General features: G+C 43.9%; 15 protein-coding genes and 1 pseudogene. 10 read left to right on the top strand and 6 right to left on the bottom strand.

Annotation, left to right across the window (positions count from 1 at the left end; genetic code table 11):
• Positions 1 to 229: 229 nt before the first annotated feature.
• Complete coding sequence (locus HWQ36_RS19245) at positions 230 to 886, top strand: sigma-70 family RNA polymerase sigma factor (RefSeq protein WP_292705288.1); 657 nt, start codon at positions 230 to 232, stop codon at positions 884 to 886.
• 157 nt (positions 887 to 1,043) lie between these two features.
• Positions 1,044 to 1,658 carry a transcriptional regulator gene (locus HWQ36_RS19240; protein WP_292705286.1) on the top strand — a complete coding sequence of 205 codons (615 nt, stop codon included), beginning with the start codon at positions 1,044 to 1,046 and terminating at the stop codon, positions 1,656 to 1,658.
• A 16-nt stretch (positions 1,659 to 1,674) separates the two neighbouring features.
• Here the strand turns inward: HWQ36_RS19240 and HWQ36_RS19235 are convergent, their stop codons facing one another.
• Together HWQ36_RS19235 and HWQ36_RS19230 are read right to left on the bottom strand one after the other, a co-directional pair.
• Positions 1,675 to 2,130, bottom strand: coding sequence for a gamma-glutamylcyclotransferase (locus tag HWQ36_RS19235; protein WP_292705284.1), 456 nt, complete (start codon positions 2,128 to 2,130; stop codon positions 1,675 to 1,677).
• Positions 2,131 to 2,347: 217 nt separating this feature from the next.
• Positions 2,348 to 2,536 (bottom strand): hypothetical protein, encoded by a 189-nt coding sequence (locus HWQ36_RS19230; RefSeq protein ID WP_292705282.1) that lies wholly within the window; start codon positions 2,534 to 2,536, stop codon positions 2,348 to 2,350.
• A gap of 128 nt (positions 2,537 to 2,664) precedes the next feature.
• On the opposite strand from HWQ36_RS19230, the gene HWQ36_RS19225 reads away from it, so the two are divergent.
• The 3 genes from HWQ36_RS19225 to HWQ36_RS19215 all read left to right on the top strand — a co-directional run bounded on the left by HWQ36_RS19225 (position 2,665) and on the right by HWQ36_RS19215 (position 6,477).
• A complete protein-coding gene (locus HWQ36_RS19225) occupies positions 2,665 to 3,042 on the top strand; it encodes a hypothetical protein (RefSeq protein ID WP_292705280.1) in 378 nt (125 codons plus the stop codon).
• A gap of 360 nt (positions 3,043 to 3,402) precedes the next feature.
• Positions 3,403 to 6,255 carry a leucine--tRNA ligase gene (leuS, locus tag HWQ36_RS19220; protein WP_292705278.1) on the top strand — a complete coding sequence of 951 codons (2,853 nt, stop codon included), beginning with the start codon at positions 3,403 to 3,405 and terminating at the stop codon, positions 6,253 to 6,255.
• A 42-nt stretch (positions 6,256 to 6,297) separates the two neighbouring features.
• Entirely contained in the window at positions 6,298 to 6,477 is a 180-nt protein-coding gene (locus HWQ36_RS19215; RefSeq protein WP_292705321.1) for a hypothetical protein, read from the top strand.
• Between the two features lie 459 nt (positions 6,478 to 6,936).
• Here HWQ36_RS19215 and HWQ36_RS19210 read toward each other — a convergent pair.
• Positions 6,937 to 7,200, bottom strand: a pseudogene (locus HWQ36_RS19210) (hypothetical protein); the annotation flags it as partial.
• Here HWQ36_RS19210 and HWQ36_RS34400 point away from each other — a divergent pair.
• The 5 genes from HWQ36_RS34400 to HWQ36_RS19190 all read left to right on the top strand — a co-directional run bounded on the left by HWQ36_RS34400 (position 7,168) and on the right by HWQ36_RS19190 (position 11,560).
• On the top strand, positions 7,168 to 7,254 hold the full coding sequence (locus tag HWQ36_RS34400) for a tetratricopeptide repeat protein (protein ID WP_366829300.1): 87 nt from the start codon (positions 7,168 to 7,170) through the stop codon (positions 7,252 to 7,254). The pseudogene HWQ36_RS19210 and the gene HWQ36_RS34400 overlap by 33 nt on opposite strands.
• A gap of 156 nt (positions 7,255 to 7,410) precedes the next feature.
• On the top strand, positions 7,411 to 8,895 hold the full coding sequence (locus HWQ36_RS19205) for a BCD family MFS transporter (RefSeq protein ID WP_292705276.1): 1,485 nt from the start codon (positions 7,411 to 7,413) through the stop codon (positions 8,893 to 8,895).
• Between the two features lie 69 nt (positions 8,896 to 8,964).
• Entirely contained in the window at positions 8,965 to 9,771 is an 807-nt protein-coding gene (locus tag HWQ36_RS19200) for an inositol monophosphatase family protein (RefSeq protein WP_292705274.1), read from the top strand.
• A 220-nt stretch (positions 9,772 to 9,991) separates the two neighbouring features.
• Positions 9,992 to 10,564 carry a hypothetical protein gene (locus HWQ36_RS19195; protein ID WP_292705273.1) on the top strand — a complete coding sequence of 191 codons (573 nt, stop codon included), beginning with the start codon at positions 9,992 to 9,994 and terminating at the stop codon, positions 10,562 to 10,564.
• Positions 10,565 to 10,603: 39 nt separating this feature from the next.
• Positions 10,604 to 11,560, top strand: a complete 957-nt coding sequence (locus HWQ36_RS19190) for an alcohol dehydrogenase catalytic domain-containing protein (protein WP_292705271.1) — start codon at positions 10,604 to 10,606, stop codon at positions 11,558 to 11,560.
• A 98-nt stretch (positions 11,561 to 11,658) separates the two neighbouring features.
• Here the strand turns inward: HWQ36_RS19190 and HWQ36_RS19185 are convergent, their stop codons facing one another.
• From HWQ36_RS19185 to HWQ36_RS19175, 3 genes are all read right to left on the bottom strand, one after another.
• The gene (locus tag HWQ36_RS19185; RefSeq protein WP_292705270.1) at positions 11,659 to 11,946 is read right to left on the bottom strand and encodes a hypothetical protein; all 288 of its coding nucleotides are present in this window, start codon (positions 11,944 to 11,946) and stop codon (positions 11,659 to 11,661) included.
• 335 nt (positions 11,947 to 12,281) lie between these two features.
• Positions 12,282 to 13,328: a chlorophyll synthase ChlG gene (gene chlG / locus HWQ36_RS19180; RefSeq protein ID WP_292705317.1), complete on the bottom strand. Its 1,047-nt coding sequence runs from the start codon at positions 13,326 to 13,328 to the stop codon at positions 12,282 to 12,284.
• Between the two features lie 262 nt (positions 13,329 to 13,590).
• The gene (locus tag HWQ36_RS19175) at positions 13,591 to 14,691 is read right to left on the bottom strand and encodes an ArsA family ATPase (protein ID WP_292705268.1); all 1,101 of its coding nucleotides are present in this window, start codon (positions 14,689 to 14,691) and stop codon (positions 13,591 to 13,593) included.
• Between the last annotated feature and the right edge of the window lie 121 nt (positions 14,692 to 14,812).

Here is a 14,812-nt window from a genome sequence, read left to right as displayed (position 1 = left end):
CCAGTTGCTAAAAGTACTAAAATGTGCATATTGCTGCGCTTTTGTGAGTTGATGGGTGTAAGGGCAACTATGCGAGCAGTATAAGGAAAAAGTGGCTTACCTTATTGCTATAAATGTATCCAAAATTGTCTGCCTCCGTGTTCCAGTCATAAATCCGTCACCTTAGCATGGAACTTCTGTCCCATTAGCAGGTCTAATAGATAGGGATGATTTAGAGCCAGTACGATCTATGAGTCAGTCGATTACTGTATCCTGGTCAACTGTTGATGCAAAGTATCCAGAAGCATCAGTGCAAGTTGACAAACTCCCTAACCACGATTTAATTTTGCGCTGTCAAGTAGGACTGCGACCAGATCGTGTTGCGTTTTCAGAACTATTACGCCGCTATCAAAGTCAGGTTGATAGAGTTCTCTACCACCTAGCTCCAGATTGGGCTGACAGAGCCGATTTAGCTCAAGAAGTTTGGATTCGAGTGTATCGGAATATTAACCGATTACAAGAGCCTGCTAAATTTCGGGGCTGGTTAAGCCGCATTGCCACCAACTTGTTTTACGATGAGTTACGGAAACGCAAGCGGGTTGTTAGCCCTTTATCACTGGATGCTCCTCGCTCGTTAGAGGACGGCGAGATGGATTGGGAAATCGCTGGCGATACTCCCGGGCCTGAAGAAGAACTGACAACTAGAGAATTTTACGAGCAATTGCGAGAAGCGATCGCGGATTTACCAGAAGTTTTTCGTACTACCATTGTCCTGAGAGAAATCGAGGGCATGGCTTATGAAGAAATTGCTGAAATCACTGGAGTTTCTTTAGGAACTGTAAAGTCAAGAATAGCCAGAGCTAGATCGAGACTGCAAGCCCACTTGCAGAATTATCTAGACTCCTAATTTACAGGATCTTGCCTCTGCCCAATGACAGAATTTAAGCATAGATTAAGAATTACCAGAAAGACATAGATCGCTTCTGTCCTAAGAAGGAAAAATGGCTAATTTTCCCGAAATTCCCGCCCAGTTTACCCGTGTATGAATTGGTAATAATGTTAAGATGACTACTGATTCTCAGTTTTACGACCGTTCTTCTTTGCAACTTCCTCAAGATTTGTCAGATGGAATGGCCAAGCATACCAATGAATCAACGGGTCTTATGGATATGGTGAAGCGCGATCGCTTCGAGTTATTGAGTGCTTACCTCGATGGTGAAGTCACGGCTATAGAACGCAGGCAAGTAGAAGAATGGCTGGCAAATGATGCCTCGGTTCAATGCTTGTATGCCCGACTGTTAAAGCTGCGTCAAGGCTTGCGGACTCTCCCAGTCCCCACAGCCCAAGAGTCACCAGAAGCAACAGTTCAGCAAGTATTGACACGTTTGCGCCGCCGTTCCCGTTTAAACTGGATGGCGGGAGGTGCAGCCGTTGCTGCTTGCGTAATCGGTGCAGTATCTAGCTTAGTACCTGGTGGTTTGAGTGTGCCGCAGCTGGCGCAACGACCACAAAAAGAACCGATTCAAACGTCCTCAGCGTCTATAATTCCACCTTCCCCTCTGATGGTGGGACTAAATAACCCGGTAATTGAAATTCCGAAAGCAGCAGTAGCTTCTCCAGAAAATCCAATCTATCCGGTACAGCCGCAACGGCACGACTCCAAACAGGACATAAACTAATCGCAAAGTTAACAGATCACAGATCGTAATTGTGCTTTGCGGTTAAACCACAGCCACTCCACCAGCCGTCAGGTTGGAGTAATCCTCCTAATTGGTCAACTTGCTCTAGAGTCATTAAATAAACCCAAGCCGAACCTAGAGAGAGCGACTGTGGTTCATAAACCTCGATAATTTGCCGATTATAGAGGTTTTTTGGCGCTTGTCTAGTGGGCTGGTAATTTTCTAGCACATCTAGCTCATTTAAAATTCTTGGGTTAGTAAAAGAAAGTAAATATCCGTAAACTTTGCTATCCCCCAGCGTCATTGCTGGGTAGCCCATTGGCAAAGCAAACAATTTACCTTCTACAAAAGCTCTTTTAATATCAACTACCTTGCCAGCACAGTATCTTTTATAGTTAGCTTCACTTGGTTTTAGCGTGCCGTAAACAAAAACCCGCACCAAATCAGAAAGTTTTATATTTGATTCAACCATCGCTTATTTTTACCATCTGAATCGACAGCAATAAAAACCCATCATAGTGAATCCCTCTATATATCAGTTCTAGAGGGATTTTTATTTACTGCGATTAATAGTTAAACAATTAAATAAACTAAAAAACATCTAATTTGCATATTAAAGTTTTCTCAATATCTTGTGGGGTGGGCATCTTGCCCGCCCTAATTATGCAACTTGAATACCGATTAGCTTACTACTTTCCTTTTTTCTCATCCAGTGCTTTCTGAATTGCTTCTCTACAAAATTCTGGAGGATCTTCTTGTGCCTTCACTTCTTCCTTCATTTCCTTGGTGACACGAAAATTTAATTGTTCGGTTAACTTAATTTCTCTATCTGATGGTGCAGGTTCTAAATTCTGAGGATTACCTTTAGGATTAGGCATTATTGCGAAAAGTAAATATAGCTTGATTGGAAGGTTAACATTCAAATAGAGTTTTAAATCGGTGGTGCTTTCATCCTGGTAAATGGTTCACCACCGATACCACTTTTACAAATGGGTAATTCTATTTTATGTTCACAAGGTCAGAACTCGAAATCAAAACCACTGCTGAGTTAAAAGACTTATGTAGGCGTTACGGACTAAAACCTACTGGGAATGGAGGCTACAAAACTAGTTGGATTGTCACCTTGATGGCATTCCCACAGATAGCACTCGCTCAATTAAGGCAAGGAAGAGGATTGAAGTCACCAGGTTTTAGCGTTATTCAATTCCTTGAAGGGGCGGTAGATGAGATGAATTCACCTACTGATGAGCAAGCAGCACTGATCAAGCTGACGATGGAAGGCAAAGCTATGAGCTATCCTGACAGATACGACCAAGAGAATTTGCTTAACTTGCATAAGGCTAAGATACACCTTGAAATGGCGATCGCATTACTAACCCAGTAAATCAGTTTAGAACCATAACACATCTAGTCCCCAGCATCCTCAGCTTAGGGACTTTTTTATGTCCTATATACCTAAACTTGTTGAACTTTAGGGATATAAGATAGATAGAAATAGGGGGTAGAAAGAAATAGTAAATTAATTTTGTAAATTAAATTAGAAAATTACTAGACAGATAATTCCCTTAATATAGTGGTTCAAATGTACTAGTACGTAACGGCGGAAATAAACCTACCATTTGGAATGTCTGAAACTCTTGCGAACAGTTAATTACGAATTACGAATTACGAATTACGAATTCCGCCTTGCGGTACTAGTAAGGGTCAAATACTAGAAAATTAGTAGAAGTAAAGTGTAACAGGCATGAAACCATTGGAAATACGTGATTCTGTTGATTCTCGATATAACCCAGCAGCGATTGAGGAAAAATGGCAGAAAACATGGGTAGAACTTGGCTTAGATAAAACACCTACAGCTAGCAACAAGCCAAAATTCTACGCTTTATCCATGTTCCCTTATCCATCGGGCAGCCTACACATGGGTCACGTCCGTAACTATACGATTACCGACGTAATTGCCCGCCTCAAGCGAATGCAAGGGTATCGGGTAATCCACCCAATGGGTTGGGATGCCTTTGGCTTGCCAGCAGAAAATGCTGCCATTGACCGTGGTGTACCGCCAGCAAAGTGGACTTATCAGAATATTGCCCAGATGCGGCAGCAATTGCAGCGTCTTGGTTTATCCATCGACTGGGAATGTGAACTTGCTACCTGTTCACCAGATTACTATAAGTGGACACAATGGATTTTCTTGCAGTTTTTGCAAGCGGGGTTAGCTTACCAAAAAGAAGCAGCCGTAAACTGGGACCCAATAGACCAAACTGTATTAGCAAATGAGCAAGTTGATAACGAAGGACGTTCCTGGCGCAGTGGCGCAATAGTTGAGCGTAAATTGTTACGGCAGTGGTTTTTTAAGATTACCGACTACGCCGAAGAATTGCTCAATGACTTGGATAAGTTGACAGGTTGGCCGGAACGGGTCAAATTGATGCAGGCAAACTGGATTGGTAAATCTACAGGCGCTTATTTAGAATTTCCCATCATCGGGATAGATGAAAAAATCGCCGTGTATACCACGCGCCCAGATACAGTTTATGGTGTCAGTTACTTAGTATTAGCACCAGAACATCCCTTAACAAAGCGCGTTACTACAAAAGAACAACAAGCGGCAGTAGAAGTCTTTATTAAAGAGGTTTCCAATCAAAGTGAGTTGGAACGTACTTCTGAAGACAAACCTAAGCGGGGTATCCCTACAGGTGGGGTGGCAATTAACCCGTTTACAGGGGAAGAAGTGCCGATTTGGATTGCTGACTATGTACTGTATGAGTATGGTACTGGGGCAGTGATGGGTGTGCCAGCACACGATGTCCGAGATTTTAAGTTTGCTAAAGAACAAAATTTGCCTATTAAAGTGGTGATTGTGCCTGAAGAAAAAATAGGCAAGATGCATACTGTGCAAGAGGGTGTCACTGAAGAAGATGTGAGGCAACGCGCCTATGAAATTTGGCAAAACACAGGTAATCAAGATTCACAAATCAACTACTTCCAAGCCAAACGTGAACTTGATATGTGCTTCACTGAAGAAGATGTGAAGCAACGCGCCTATGAGATTTGGCAAAACACAGGTAATCAAGATTCACAAACCAACTACTTCCAAGCCAAACGTGAACTTGAGAAGGAGTTTCAACAAAGAAGCACAGCAATCTTGAATACAGCCTACCTGGAAGCTGGTATTCTCGTGAACTCTGGTCAGTTTACTGGTATGGCTTCCGTAGATGCTAAACAAGCGATAATTGCATACGCCGAACAACAAGGTTTTGGGAAAGTGCGGGTGCAATATCGCTTGCGGGATTGGTTAATTTCCCGGCAGCGTTATTGGGGCGCACCGATACCTGTAATTCACTGTCCCAACTGTGGGATAGTGCCAGTACCTGACAAAGATTTGCCAGTCCAGTTGCCAGAAGAGGTGGAATTTACTGGACGTGGTGGTTCACCTTTAACTCAGTTAGAAAGCTGGGTAAATGTCCCTTGTCCAACTTGCGGCACTCCAGCGAAGCGGGAAACCGACACGATGGATACTTTTATTGATTCCTCGTGGTATTTCTTGCGCTTCCCTGACGCTAAAAATGAACAACAGGTTTTCGATTCCAGTAAAGTTAATGACTGGATGCCAGTGAATCAGTATGTGGGTGGGATTGAACACGCGATTTTACATTTGTTGTATTCGCGGTTCTTTACTAAGGTTTTGCGGGATAGAGGGTTACTGAACTTTGATGAACCCTTCCAACGCCTGTTAACTCAAGGAATGGTACAGGGTTTAACTTACCTAAATCCTAACAAGGGAGGTAAGGATAAATGGATTCCTTCTAATCTGGTCAATTCTGCCGACCCCCGCGACCCTCAGACAGGCGAACCTTTGCAACGTCTCTACGCCACTATGTCTAAATCAAAGGGCAATGGTGTCGCGCCAGAAGATGTAATTTCCAAATACGGTATAGACACAGCGCGGATGTTCATTTTGTTCAAAGCGCCGCCAGAAAAAGACCTGGAATGGGATGAAGCCGATGTGCAAGGACAATTTCGCTTTTTAAATCGGGTTTGGCCTTTGGTGACAGATTATGTTGCGGCTGGGGTATCTCGTAAGAAAGCTCAACTATCTGATTTAACTAAGGCAGAAAAGGAATTGCGGCGGGCGATTCACACGGCTATTCAAGCGGTGACGGAAGACGTGGAAGACGAATATCAATTCAACACAGCTATTTCCGAATTGATGAAGTTGAGTAATGCCTTAAGTGATGCTGACGGTAAAAATTCACCAATTTACGCAGAAGGTATTCGGACTTTGGTGATATTACTCGCACCTTTTGCACCACACATTGCTGATGAATTGTGGCATTTGTTGGGTGAAAGTGATTCTGTTCATACTCAAACTTGGCCATCATTTGACCCTGTTGCTTTGGTAGCTGATGAAATCACTTTAGTGATTCAAGTTATGGGCAAAACTCGCGGCGCGATTCAAGTACCAGCACAAGCAGATAAAGCAGCGTTGGAGAAATATGCCCGTGAATCAGAAATTGCCCAGCGTTACATCGAAGGCAAAGAGATTAAAAAGGTAATTGTGGTGCCTGGAAAATTAGTGAATTTTGTCGTTAGCTAAGTATGTCCCACCCTACGCTCAGTAGCCAAGAAGTCGCCCGACGTGGAAAGGAACTCTATGAAAGAAGTATCCGTGCCAAAGTTGAGACACAGGAGAACATTGGCAAAATTATCTCGATTAATAGGTCGTCGTCCACTCATTGGAACTGCGTTGCTTGAAGATTATCATCTCAGCATAGATTTTTGTGAGGGTGGTACGGTTCTGGTGGATGAAATTCTATAACCTTCGGCGAGAAGTGTGGAGTAGCGCTCTTTTATGACTCTCGTCGGATAAAAATCATCCACTCTTATTTTTAAGGACTTTGATGAATTTAGGTGTAGGTTGGGTTGAGGAACGAAACCCAACACCAAAAATCCCTGGTTTTGTTGGGTTTCACTAAAGTTCAAACGCCACTTGCTTCAAGCCGGGAAACCCGGACAACGCAGTGGCTCCCCAACCTACGAATATTTTATTTTTTCGGAGTAATAAAAGAGGGGTAGCGACGCAGCATAATAATTTTTCGGAGGAGTGAGTGTAGAAGTGCTATGCAAACTTTAGGTTCCAACTCCGATGAAGTTATGAGCATCTTAATCTGTCACATTTTGGTGCGATCGCTCTAGATACCATAAAAGGGCAATTGAGGATTTTAATCAAGCTCTCCTCATTTTGCAAAAATATGACAACAGACATGAAATGTTCATTCTATGTGTTTTGCTGTATGGCAATCTGGACAGCCTCTATATCAACATTGAGTTGTTGAGCAATCTGCTCCACACTCATCCCTGTTTGTAATAACAGAGGCACGGTAAGTTTCAACATTTCAGCTTCCCGTTCTTCTCGACCTTCGGCTTTCGCTTCTTGATAAACCCTTGTTTGCTCTAAAGTCAGTCCCAGCATAGCTTCAACTTCCTCTCTACTCAATGAAGAAAACTTATAAACGGCGATTGTGGTTATGCGATCGCAAATTACAACCAAGCTTTAAAGATTAATCCTAACTTGGCTGAAGTTTATGCTAATTGAGGTGTATAATTACTTGCTAAAATAAGTGCGATCGCCTCTGGCGGGCGAAATGCGATCGCAACTTCCACTTTTTGTTCGCTGATTTAGAGTGGGTAGAGTTTATCTTTATTTAAAGAGACAGAGATTAAATCCTATAAACCAGACGAAAAAGTAGCTATGGCCACCAGCGATGTTTCACCCAATCCGGAATCAAATTCATCAGTACGTTTGGAATCATTGCCGAGAATTAATTTACTGACAATGTTCCGACTGGGTTTGTTTCAGATGGGATTAGGCATCATGTCGCTTCTCACCTTGGGTGTACTGAATCGAGTGATGATTGATGAGTTGAAAGTCTTGCCATTAATTACGGCTGCTACTATTGCCATGCACCAATTTGTTAGCCCAGCACGAATTTGGTTTGGGCAGATGTCTGATGCCAAGCCATTGCTGGGCTATCATCGCAGTAGCTATGTTTGGATTGGTGCAATCTTATTTACAACTGTATCTTTCTTGGCTCTGCAAGTAGTCTGGCAACTAGGTAGCAGTTTGCAAACCACTGGCTGGAGTTTCCAAACCTATGGCTGGGCAGGAGTGCTGGCATTAACTTTTGCAGGATATGGTTTAGCTCTGAGTGCCAGTTCCACACCTTTTACTGCTCTTTTGGTAGATGTTACTGATGAAGATAACCGCTCTAAATTAATTGGGATTGTGTGGTCAATGCTGATGATTGGCATTGTGATTGGAGCAGTAGTTAGCTCTAAGTTGCTAGAAAGACCAGAAATTTGTGGGACGGCTCTTTTAGCCTATAACCCCTCTCAGACAAACAAAGTCGTTGATATAGCCAAACTACAATCTACAATCAACCCCGTTTTTATAATTATGCCTGCGATCGTCTTTGGACTATCAATATTGGCAACCTTCGGCGTGGAAAAGAAGTATTCCCGTTACACTTCCCGTTCTTCTTTGGTAGGCAGAGAAGACCAAATAACTTTGGGTACAGCCTTACGAGTGCTAACTGCTAATCGCCAAACAGGAATATTTTTTGGCTTTTTGTTGGTGTTGACTATTAGTATTTTTATGCAGGATGCAATTTTAGAACCCTATGGTGGAGAGGTTTTCGGGATGTGTATTTCCCAAACTACTAGACTAAACATTCCTTTTGGGATCGGTACCCTCATCGGAATTAGCTCTACTGGTTTTTTGCTTTTGCCCCGCATAGACAAGAAACAAACTACTAAAATTGGGTGTATCGGTGCAGCTGTGAGCTTTGCCTTAATCATCATGTCAGGGTTTAGCGCCAACTCAGCTTTACTGATGGGTAGCCTACTTTGTTTCGGTCTGTCATCTGGAGTCATTACAGCTGGTGCTACCAGTTTGATGTTGGATTTAACTGCTGCTGAAACGGCGGGTACATTTATTGGGGCTTGGGGATTATCTCAGGCAATGGCTAGGGGATTGGCTACAATACTTGGTGGAGCAGTATTAAATTTAGGTAAAATGCTGTTTCCGTCACCAGTGTTAGCATACAGCATGGTATTTGCTGTGCAAGCAATAGGGATGCTTGTTGCTGTTTCGTTACTGTGGCGGGTGAATGTAAAAGAATTTCAGATGAATGCCAAGACTGCGATCGCATCTATTTTGGAAAGGGAACTAGATTGAACTTCACCTTCTCAAGCAAAGATGCCGAAAACGCTTTGCTTCTTTACGCCTTTGCGCGAGAATTAACCAATGAATGATTTTTGGACAACAATTCTTGAGTTTGCCCAAACTACCACTACCAGAGTGGGTAAGCAGCTAATGCAAGATTTTGGGCAAGTACAGGCTTCTCAAAAAGCTGATGGAAGTTTGGTGACGCAAGCAGATAAATGGGCAGATCAGGAAATTCGGGATGCGATCGCTTCTAATTTCTCTGGTTACGGCATTTTGAGCGAAGAGAGCGATCAGTCATTTCCCGGTACTGAGTGGTGCTGGGTAATTGATCCTCTCGATGGTACAACCAACTTCACACGCGGTATTCCCCTCTGGACAATATCTCTGGGTTTACTGTATCGAGGCACGCCCATTTTCGGTTATGTTTACGCACCAACCTTGAATCAAGCTTTTCATGGTTTTTGGGCGGGTTCATCTGGTTTAGCAACGCCAACAGGAGCATTTCTCAATCACCACCCTATCCACACCAGTGCTGATAGTCCTAGCAATAATCACTTTTTTAACCTCTGTTCCCGTAGCACCGCAGTTATCCAAAAGGGCTTTCCCTGTAAAATTCGGATGTTGGGTGTGGCTAGCTATAACTTTTTGACGGTTGCAACTGGGGCTACTCTGGGCGGTATTGAGGCGACACCAAAAGTTTGGGATATAGCGGGGGCTTGGGTGATTGTCCAGGCTGCTGGTGGGGTATGGTTATCGCTGAAGTCAGAACCATTTCCATTGTCACCGGGAGAAGATTATAGCGATCGCTCTTTTCCCACCCTTGTTGTCAGTCGTCCCGAATTAGTTCCGGTATTTCAACCTTTTCTAGATGGCGTAAAAATTTAATTAATCCGCCACTTTTCTATATGAAAACAGTGATTTTGTCAACCAAACTAGTGAGCGACGAAATACCCGACATCAAAGTTAATAAAGCCCTAGTCAGACAGAGAATTGAGTATAAATAAGACTGATAATAATCCTGATTTAAGTGCAAAACCAGTGTAGTTACTAATTTAAGTACCGTTGTGGCTTTAATCACACTGCTTAATTTAGTATAAAAAATTTTATGTTATCTAATCTAGATTTAATTCGAGAGTTTGTGCAAAACTCTATCCAGAAAAAAGAAGTTTTGTTGTCAAATCCGGCTTTGACAGCGCAAACAGTATATAAGACTAACCAACTGACAGCAAAAGCTGAAGGCGTGATTGCCACAGTCCAACTATCTAACACACTACCTGAATTCTCTATTTCTCCAAAATCATCCCAGTGGGAATTGATAAATCAGGCATTAGCAGAATATAGTTATCTCCTCAAAGGAGAAGTAGATAGTCGGGGTTTCTATCAGTATCAATACACCGAAGTTCCCAAAGGCTATCAGATGCACTGTACTAAATCTGTGCTTCTATGGCGAGCTTGGTGGAGGTATCGTAAGTATACTTCAAGACCAGGAATTCCGTTGGAACTTCTGATCAGGACACGGGATTCATGGTATCCAATCCGAGATTTAATTATTAGTGATGGACTTCTTTATATCAAAACATTAGGAAGCGAGATCGCACTCGATTCAGAAGACTTAGTTACTTGGTTAAGCAAAATTGATATAACCAAAATTAAAGAAATACCTAGTACAGAGACTTGAAGAAGAATTCAGGATATTAGGCAAAGGACGTGAAGAAAAATGAAAGGACTTTGGCTCGAAAATAACCAGTTGCAACTACGTACAGATATTCCCATTCCTGAACCACCACCGGGAGAAGCTTTGGTACGCATCTTGCGTGCAGGTATCTGTAACACTGATTTGGAACTACTTAGAGGCTACTATCCATACACTGGTATTTTGGGGCATGAATTTGTCGGCGTGGTTGAAAAAGGGCCAGAACACTTAGTTAACCAACGTGTAGTTGGAGAAATTAACGCTGTGTGTGGGCATTGTCGGTTTTGTCGGAGTGGACAACCAACTCATTGTGAAAATCGCACAGTTTTAGGTATTGTCAATCGGAATGGAGCCTTTGGTGAATATCTCTGTTTGCCGGTGGAGAACCTGCATTTAGTACCCGATAATGTGCCGACAGAAGTAGCAACATTTACTGAACCGATAGCAGCAGCTTTGGAAATTCAGCAGCAAGTGCCATTGCGTCCAAACGACAGAGTGCTAGTGGTTGGAGATGGCAAACTAGGGCAGTTGGTAGCACAGACACTAGCCTTAACTGGCTGTGAACTCTTGGCTGTGGGGCGACATCAAGACAAACTGGCTAACTTAGAGGCACGGGGGATTAAAACTGGTTTAGCTAATGCTGTTACAGATGGATATTTCGATATTTCAGTAGAATGTACTGGCAACCCAGAAGGATTTGCGATCGCCCGTCGCGCCCTCCGTCCTCGTGGTACCCTTGTACTCAAAAGTACTTATGCTGGCAACCTCAGCCTAGATGCTTCTTCGTTAGTAGTGGATGAAATCACCCTCATCGGCTCCCGTTGTGGCCCCTTTCTCCCAGCCCTCCAGCTACTAGCCACAGGACAAGTTGACGTGCAACCCCTGATTCATGCCACTTACCCTCTAATTGAAGGGCTTGCAGCTTTTGAACACGCCCAGAGTCGGGGTGTTTTAAAAATATTGTTAGTCATTAGTCATTAGTCATTAGTCATTTGTCATTTGTCATTTGTCATTAGTCATTTGTTATTTCTGCCCCTGCCTCCCCTGCCCTCCACTCCCCACTCCCCACTCCCCACTCCCTAATACAGATAAGGATTAGTCTTCGGTTGATAGTCAGAACAATTGATCGCTTCTTCTGTATTGGCAATAGATGGGCGTACAGTACATTTAAGACGGTAATTATCGGTAAAAAATTGGCAACCAGTACAGGGGATTTGATGCATTTGCTTGGCTGTAGTCACACTATCTCGCGCCGCCGCACAGAGACTCCAAACAACGAGAATAGTTACAGTCCAAGCAACGACAAAGCAAATTGGGACTAATAAAGGTTGAATCCCATGAAGTAAGAAAAATATCAGTTCTAACACACTATGTCCTGTACAAATTAGGAATTAGAAGTATATTAACTCCTAACCGGAGGTGAGCGTCTCTGGCTTTGCTCCTAATTCCTAACTTCTGACCGGAAGAGGCAGGGGGAAAGGGAGCAGGGGGCAGGGGGAACAAGCCCTTTCCCCCAACGCGATAGCGGAGCGGAACATGAGTACAAGCCCCGTCATAAAGGACGCTTATACGGGGCGGAGTCCAAGCTCCGTCCCGGTCTTCCCCCTTGCTCCCTGCAAGAACTGCCCCTTTTCCTCTAGTTGACAAAGGACAAAAAACAGTCCTTGCCAGTTAGCTTTAATTGCGCCAACCTACTTATAAGTTAAATGCCAGCATGACCTAGTGCTAAACCTGTTACCAGCATTCCCAGTACAAGGAACGGTTGGGCGCTGGCTTGGTATTTAACATCATTCTTGATGGGATCGCGCAAGAAATACATATCTTGCAAGGTGATTTGCGGGATGATTAACAGTACTAGGATTGCTGCATACAAATTCTCATGGATGCTGACGAGATAAGCTGCGATAAATCCTTGAAATACATCAATTGTGACTACACAAATCCATGCCGCAGTGGTGATGCCAAACATTACAGGTAGTGACTGTAATCCTAGCTGGCGATCGCCTTCTACACTCTTAAAATCATTGACAATGGCAATACCCAATCCAGCCAAGCTGTAGAACATTGTCAAAATCACAATTGTGGAATTCAGTTCGCCAAACAAAGCGTGTCCTGTAGACCAAGGTAGGGTGATATAGCTTGCACCCAAGGCGTAGCTACCTAGCCAGCCGTTTTGTTTGAGTTTCAGGGGAGGTGCAGAATAAATATAGGCGATGAAAGAACCGATAATTGCGATCGCTGTAATTGTCGGGAATTCATGACCAGACCACACATCTAACACAAATGCCAAACCAATACCAGCAATCAGTAGTACCCAAATCTGAATAATTACCTGGGTTAGGGGAATTGCGCCAGAGGGAATCGGGCGATAGGGTTCATTGATGGCATCGATTTCGCGATCGTAGTAATCATTGAGGATTTGAGTGTAACCTGTCATCAATGGCCCAGCCAGCAACATACAGGTTAATACTTTCAACACATTTTCCAGCGTCCAAGTATAGTTACCCGAAGAAGCTGCACCACAGACTACGCCCCAAATTAGGGGAATCCAGGTAATCGGCTTCATTAGCTGCAAACGAATTTTCCAAATAGAAGTTTCCCCAGCAGCTGCACCTTTCATCCCCAGCAACTGCCTAGTTTTCGCATTGCGATCGCTCGTTGCGATCGCTTGCTCACTGGGATTAATTGCTACTGAGTCTATAGCCTCAGTTGGATTGGGTTCTGGGTTAATGGGAGTTGATTCTGACATAATTTTTACTGATAAATAGGGAATTGGGAATTGGGCACTTGTACTGAGCGACTTGTGCCGAGCCTGTCCTGAGCGTAGCCGAAGGGCGAAGCCGAGGTAAGTCGAAGTATTGGGCATTGGGAATTGAAAAGAGGCAGAGGGGCGGGGGGCAGAGGGCAGGGGGAAAACTCTTCTCCCTTGCTCCCTGCTCCCTGCTCCCTGCTCCCTGCTCCCTGCTCCCCATCTTCCTCATCCCCCATTCCCCACTCCCCATTCCCATAACTTAAAACGAAATTATCAAATAATTATTCTGAAACTTTGCTCCAGCAACGGGTCTGCCACTGAGAGCCGGGGGTAGGGGAATATTCCGTCGCTGATCTCCTGCTTCTACCGTGACTTCTGGCCCATATTGGGTCAGCTTGACTTGCTTTTTGTCAAATCCTGGCAAGAATAAGCGTACTTGACGATTGTGGATGTCTATTTCAATTGGTTTAGGAGCTTGCAGAGCTTGTGCTTCAAAGTTGGGCAGTGCATCTATCAGTGGTTGCCAGTCACCTGTTGGCGAGTCAGGAACGACGCTCACAGGTAAGGGTATAAATTCCTCTGACAGATTGACGTTTGTCTCAGGAGACACAAACAAAACACCACCGACTGTTAAACCAATTTGTTGAGCGCTACCCCATAAATAACGAGCATTTGCTACCTCAATGGGATCTCCTGTGGTCACTAAGAAAGCAGCGAGACGCTTAGGATCGGCAAGAGCGGCTCTCCCTTTTTCCAAGAAATTATTGACTTGGTTGGTAGGCCCTGCAAAGTTATCTGCTGTCCAGTTGATATTGAAAAAGCTGCTAATTAGCGGTTGAATTAAAGGCGATTCAGTAATAGTTTTCCCCAAATCGGAGTTGACAAACAATTGCCGAAATCGCCGGACATACCAACTGAGAGATTCTGGCAAACCCAACATTCGCAACGTTAAAGAGTCACCCGTGCCATCGTAGACGATCGCATCATATTTGCCACTGGCATCATATTCGCGGATAGCATTGAGGGCTAGGGCGTTGTCCATCCCTGGTAATACTACCAGTTCTTGACCAAAAACGTCTTTGAAGATGGGCGTGCGGAGATATTGCGCCTCCAGTTTTTTCACTTCGTCCCAGTTGCGCTCAAGCAGTACAGATGCTTGAAACTGTACCGCCTGTAGCTTGGGAGCGATTTCTTGAGGATCGGCAGAAATGGGAGTACCCAACAGGATTGACAATGTTGGTTCTGCTTGTCCTGCTAGAAGTACACGCTTGCCTTGACTTGCCAATAATTTGGCGGCGGCGATCGCAATTTTGGTACGAGCGGTGCCGCCTTTGCCCAAAAATGTCAATATTAGAGCCATTACTTGATTCCTATTTTCACCGCCGGTCTTTTCAATTCCAACTTAGCACTCAATAAAGATTCTCAACCTGTGCTGGAAATTTTCAGATGCCGAGAAAAACCCGGATCTGATCTCTTTACCA

The organism is Nostoc sp. NMS2 (assembly GCF_017115105.1).
In the GTDB taxonomy this organism is placed as follows: Bacteria; Cyanobacteriota; Cyanobacteriia; order Cyanobacteriales; family Nostocaceae; genus Nostoc.
Note: the sequence above shows the minus strand (reverse complement) of the source record. Positions and strands in the feature narration are given on the sequence as shown.

Coding starts and splice junctions, on each gene's coding strand:
- HWQ36_RS19245 (WP_292705288.1), top strand. CDS start 230: ATGAGTCAGTCGATTACTGTATCCTGGTCAACTGTTGATGCAAAGTAT.
- HWQ36_RS19240 (WP_292705286.1), top strand. CDS start 1,044: ATGACTACTGATTCTCAGTTTTACGACCGTTCTTCTTTGCAACTTCCT.
- HWQ36_RS19235 (WP_292705284.1), bottom strand. CDS start 2,130: ATGGTTGAATCAAATATAAAACTTTCTGATTTGGTGCGGGTTTTTGTT.
- HWQ36_RS19230 (WP_292705282.1), bottom strand. CDS start 2,536: ATGCCTAATCCTAAAGGTAATCCTCAGAATTTAGAACCTGCACCATCA.
- HWQ36_RS19225 (WP_292705280.1), top strand. CDS start 2,665: ATGTTCACAAGGTCAGAACTCGAAATCAAAACCACTGCTGAGTTAAAA.
- leuS (WP_292705278.1), top strand. CDS start 3,403: ATGAAACCATTGGAAATACGTGATTCTGTTGATTCTCGATATAACCCA.
- HWQ36_RS19205 (WP_292705276.1), top strand. CDS start 7,411: ATGGCCACCAGCGATGTTTCACCCAATCCGGAATCAAATTCATCAGTA.
- HWQ36_RS19200 (WP_292705274.1), top strand. CDS start 8,965: ATGAATGATTTTTGGACAACAATTCTTGAGTTTGCCCAAACTACCACT.
- HWQ36_RS19195 (WP_292705273.1), top strand. CDS start 9,992: ATGTTATCTAATCTAGATTTAATTCGAGAGTTTGTGCAAAACTCTATC.
- HWQ36_RS19190 (WP_292705271.1), top strand. CDS start 10,604: ATGAAAGGACTTTGGCTCGAAAATAACCAGTTGCAACTACGTACAGAT.
- chlG (WP_292705317.1), bottom strand. CDS start 13,328: ATGTCAGAATCAACTCCCATTAACCCAGAACCCAATCCAACTGAGGCT.
- HWQ36_RS19175 (WP_292705268.1), bottom strand. CDS start 14,691: ATGGCTCTAATATTGACATTTTTGGGCAAAGGCGGCACCGCTCGTACC.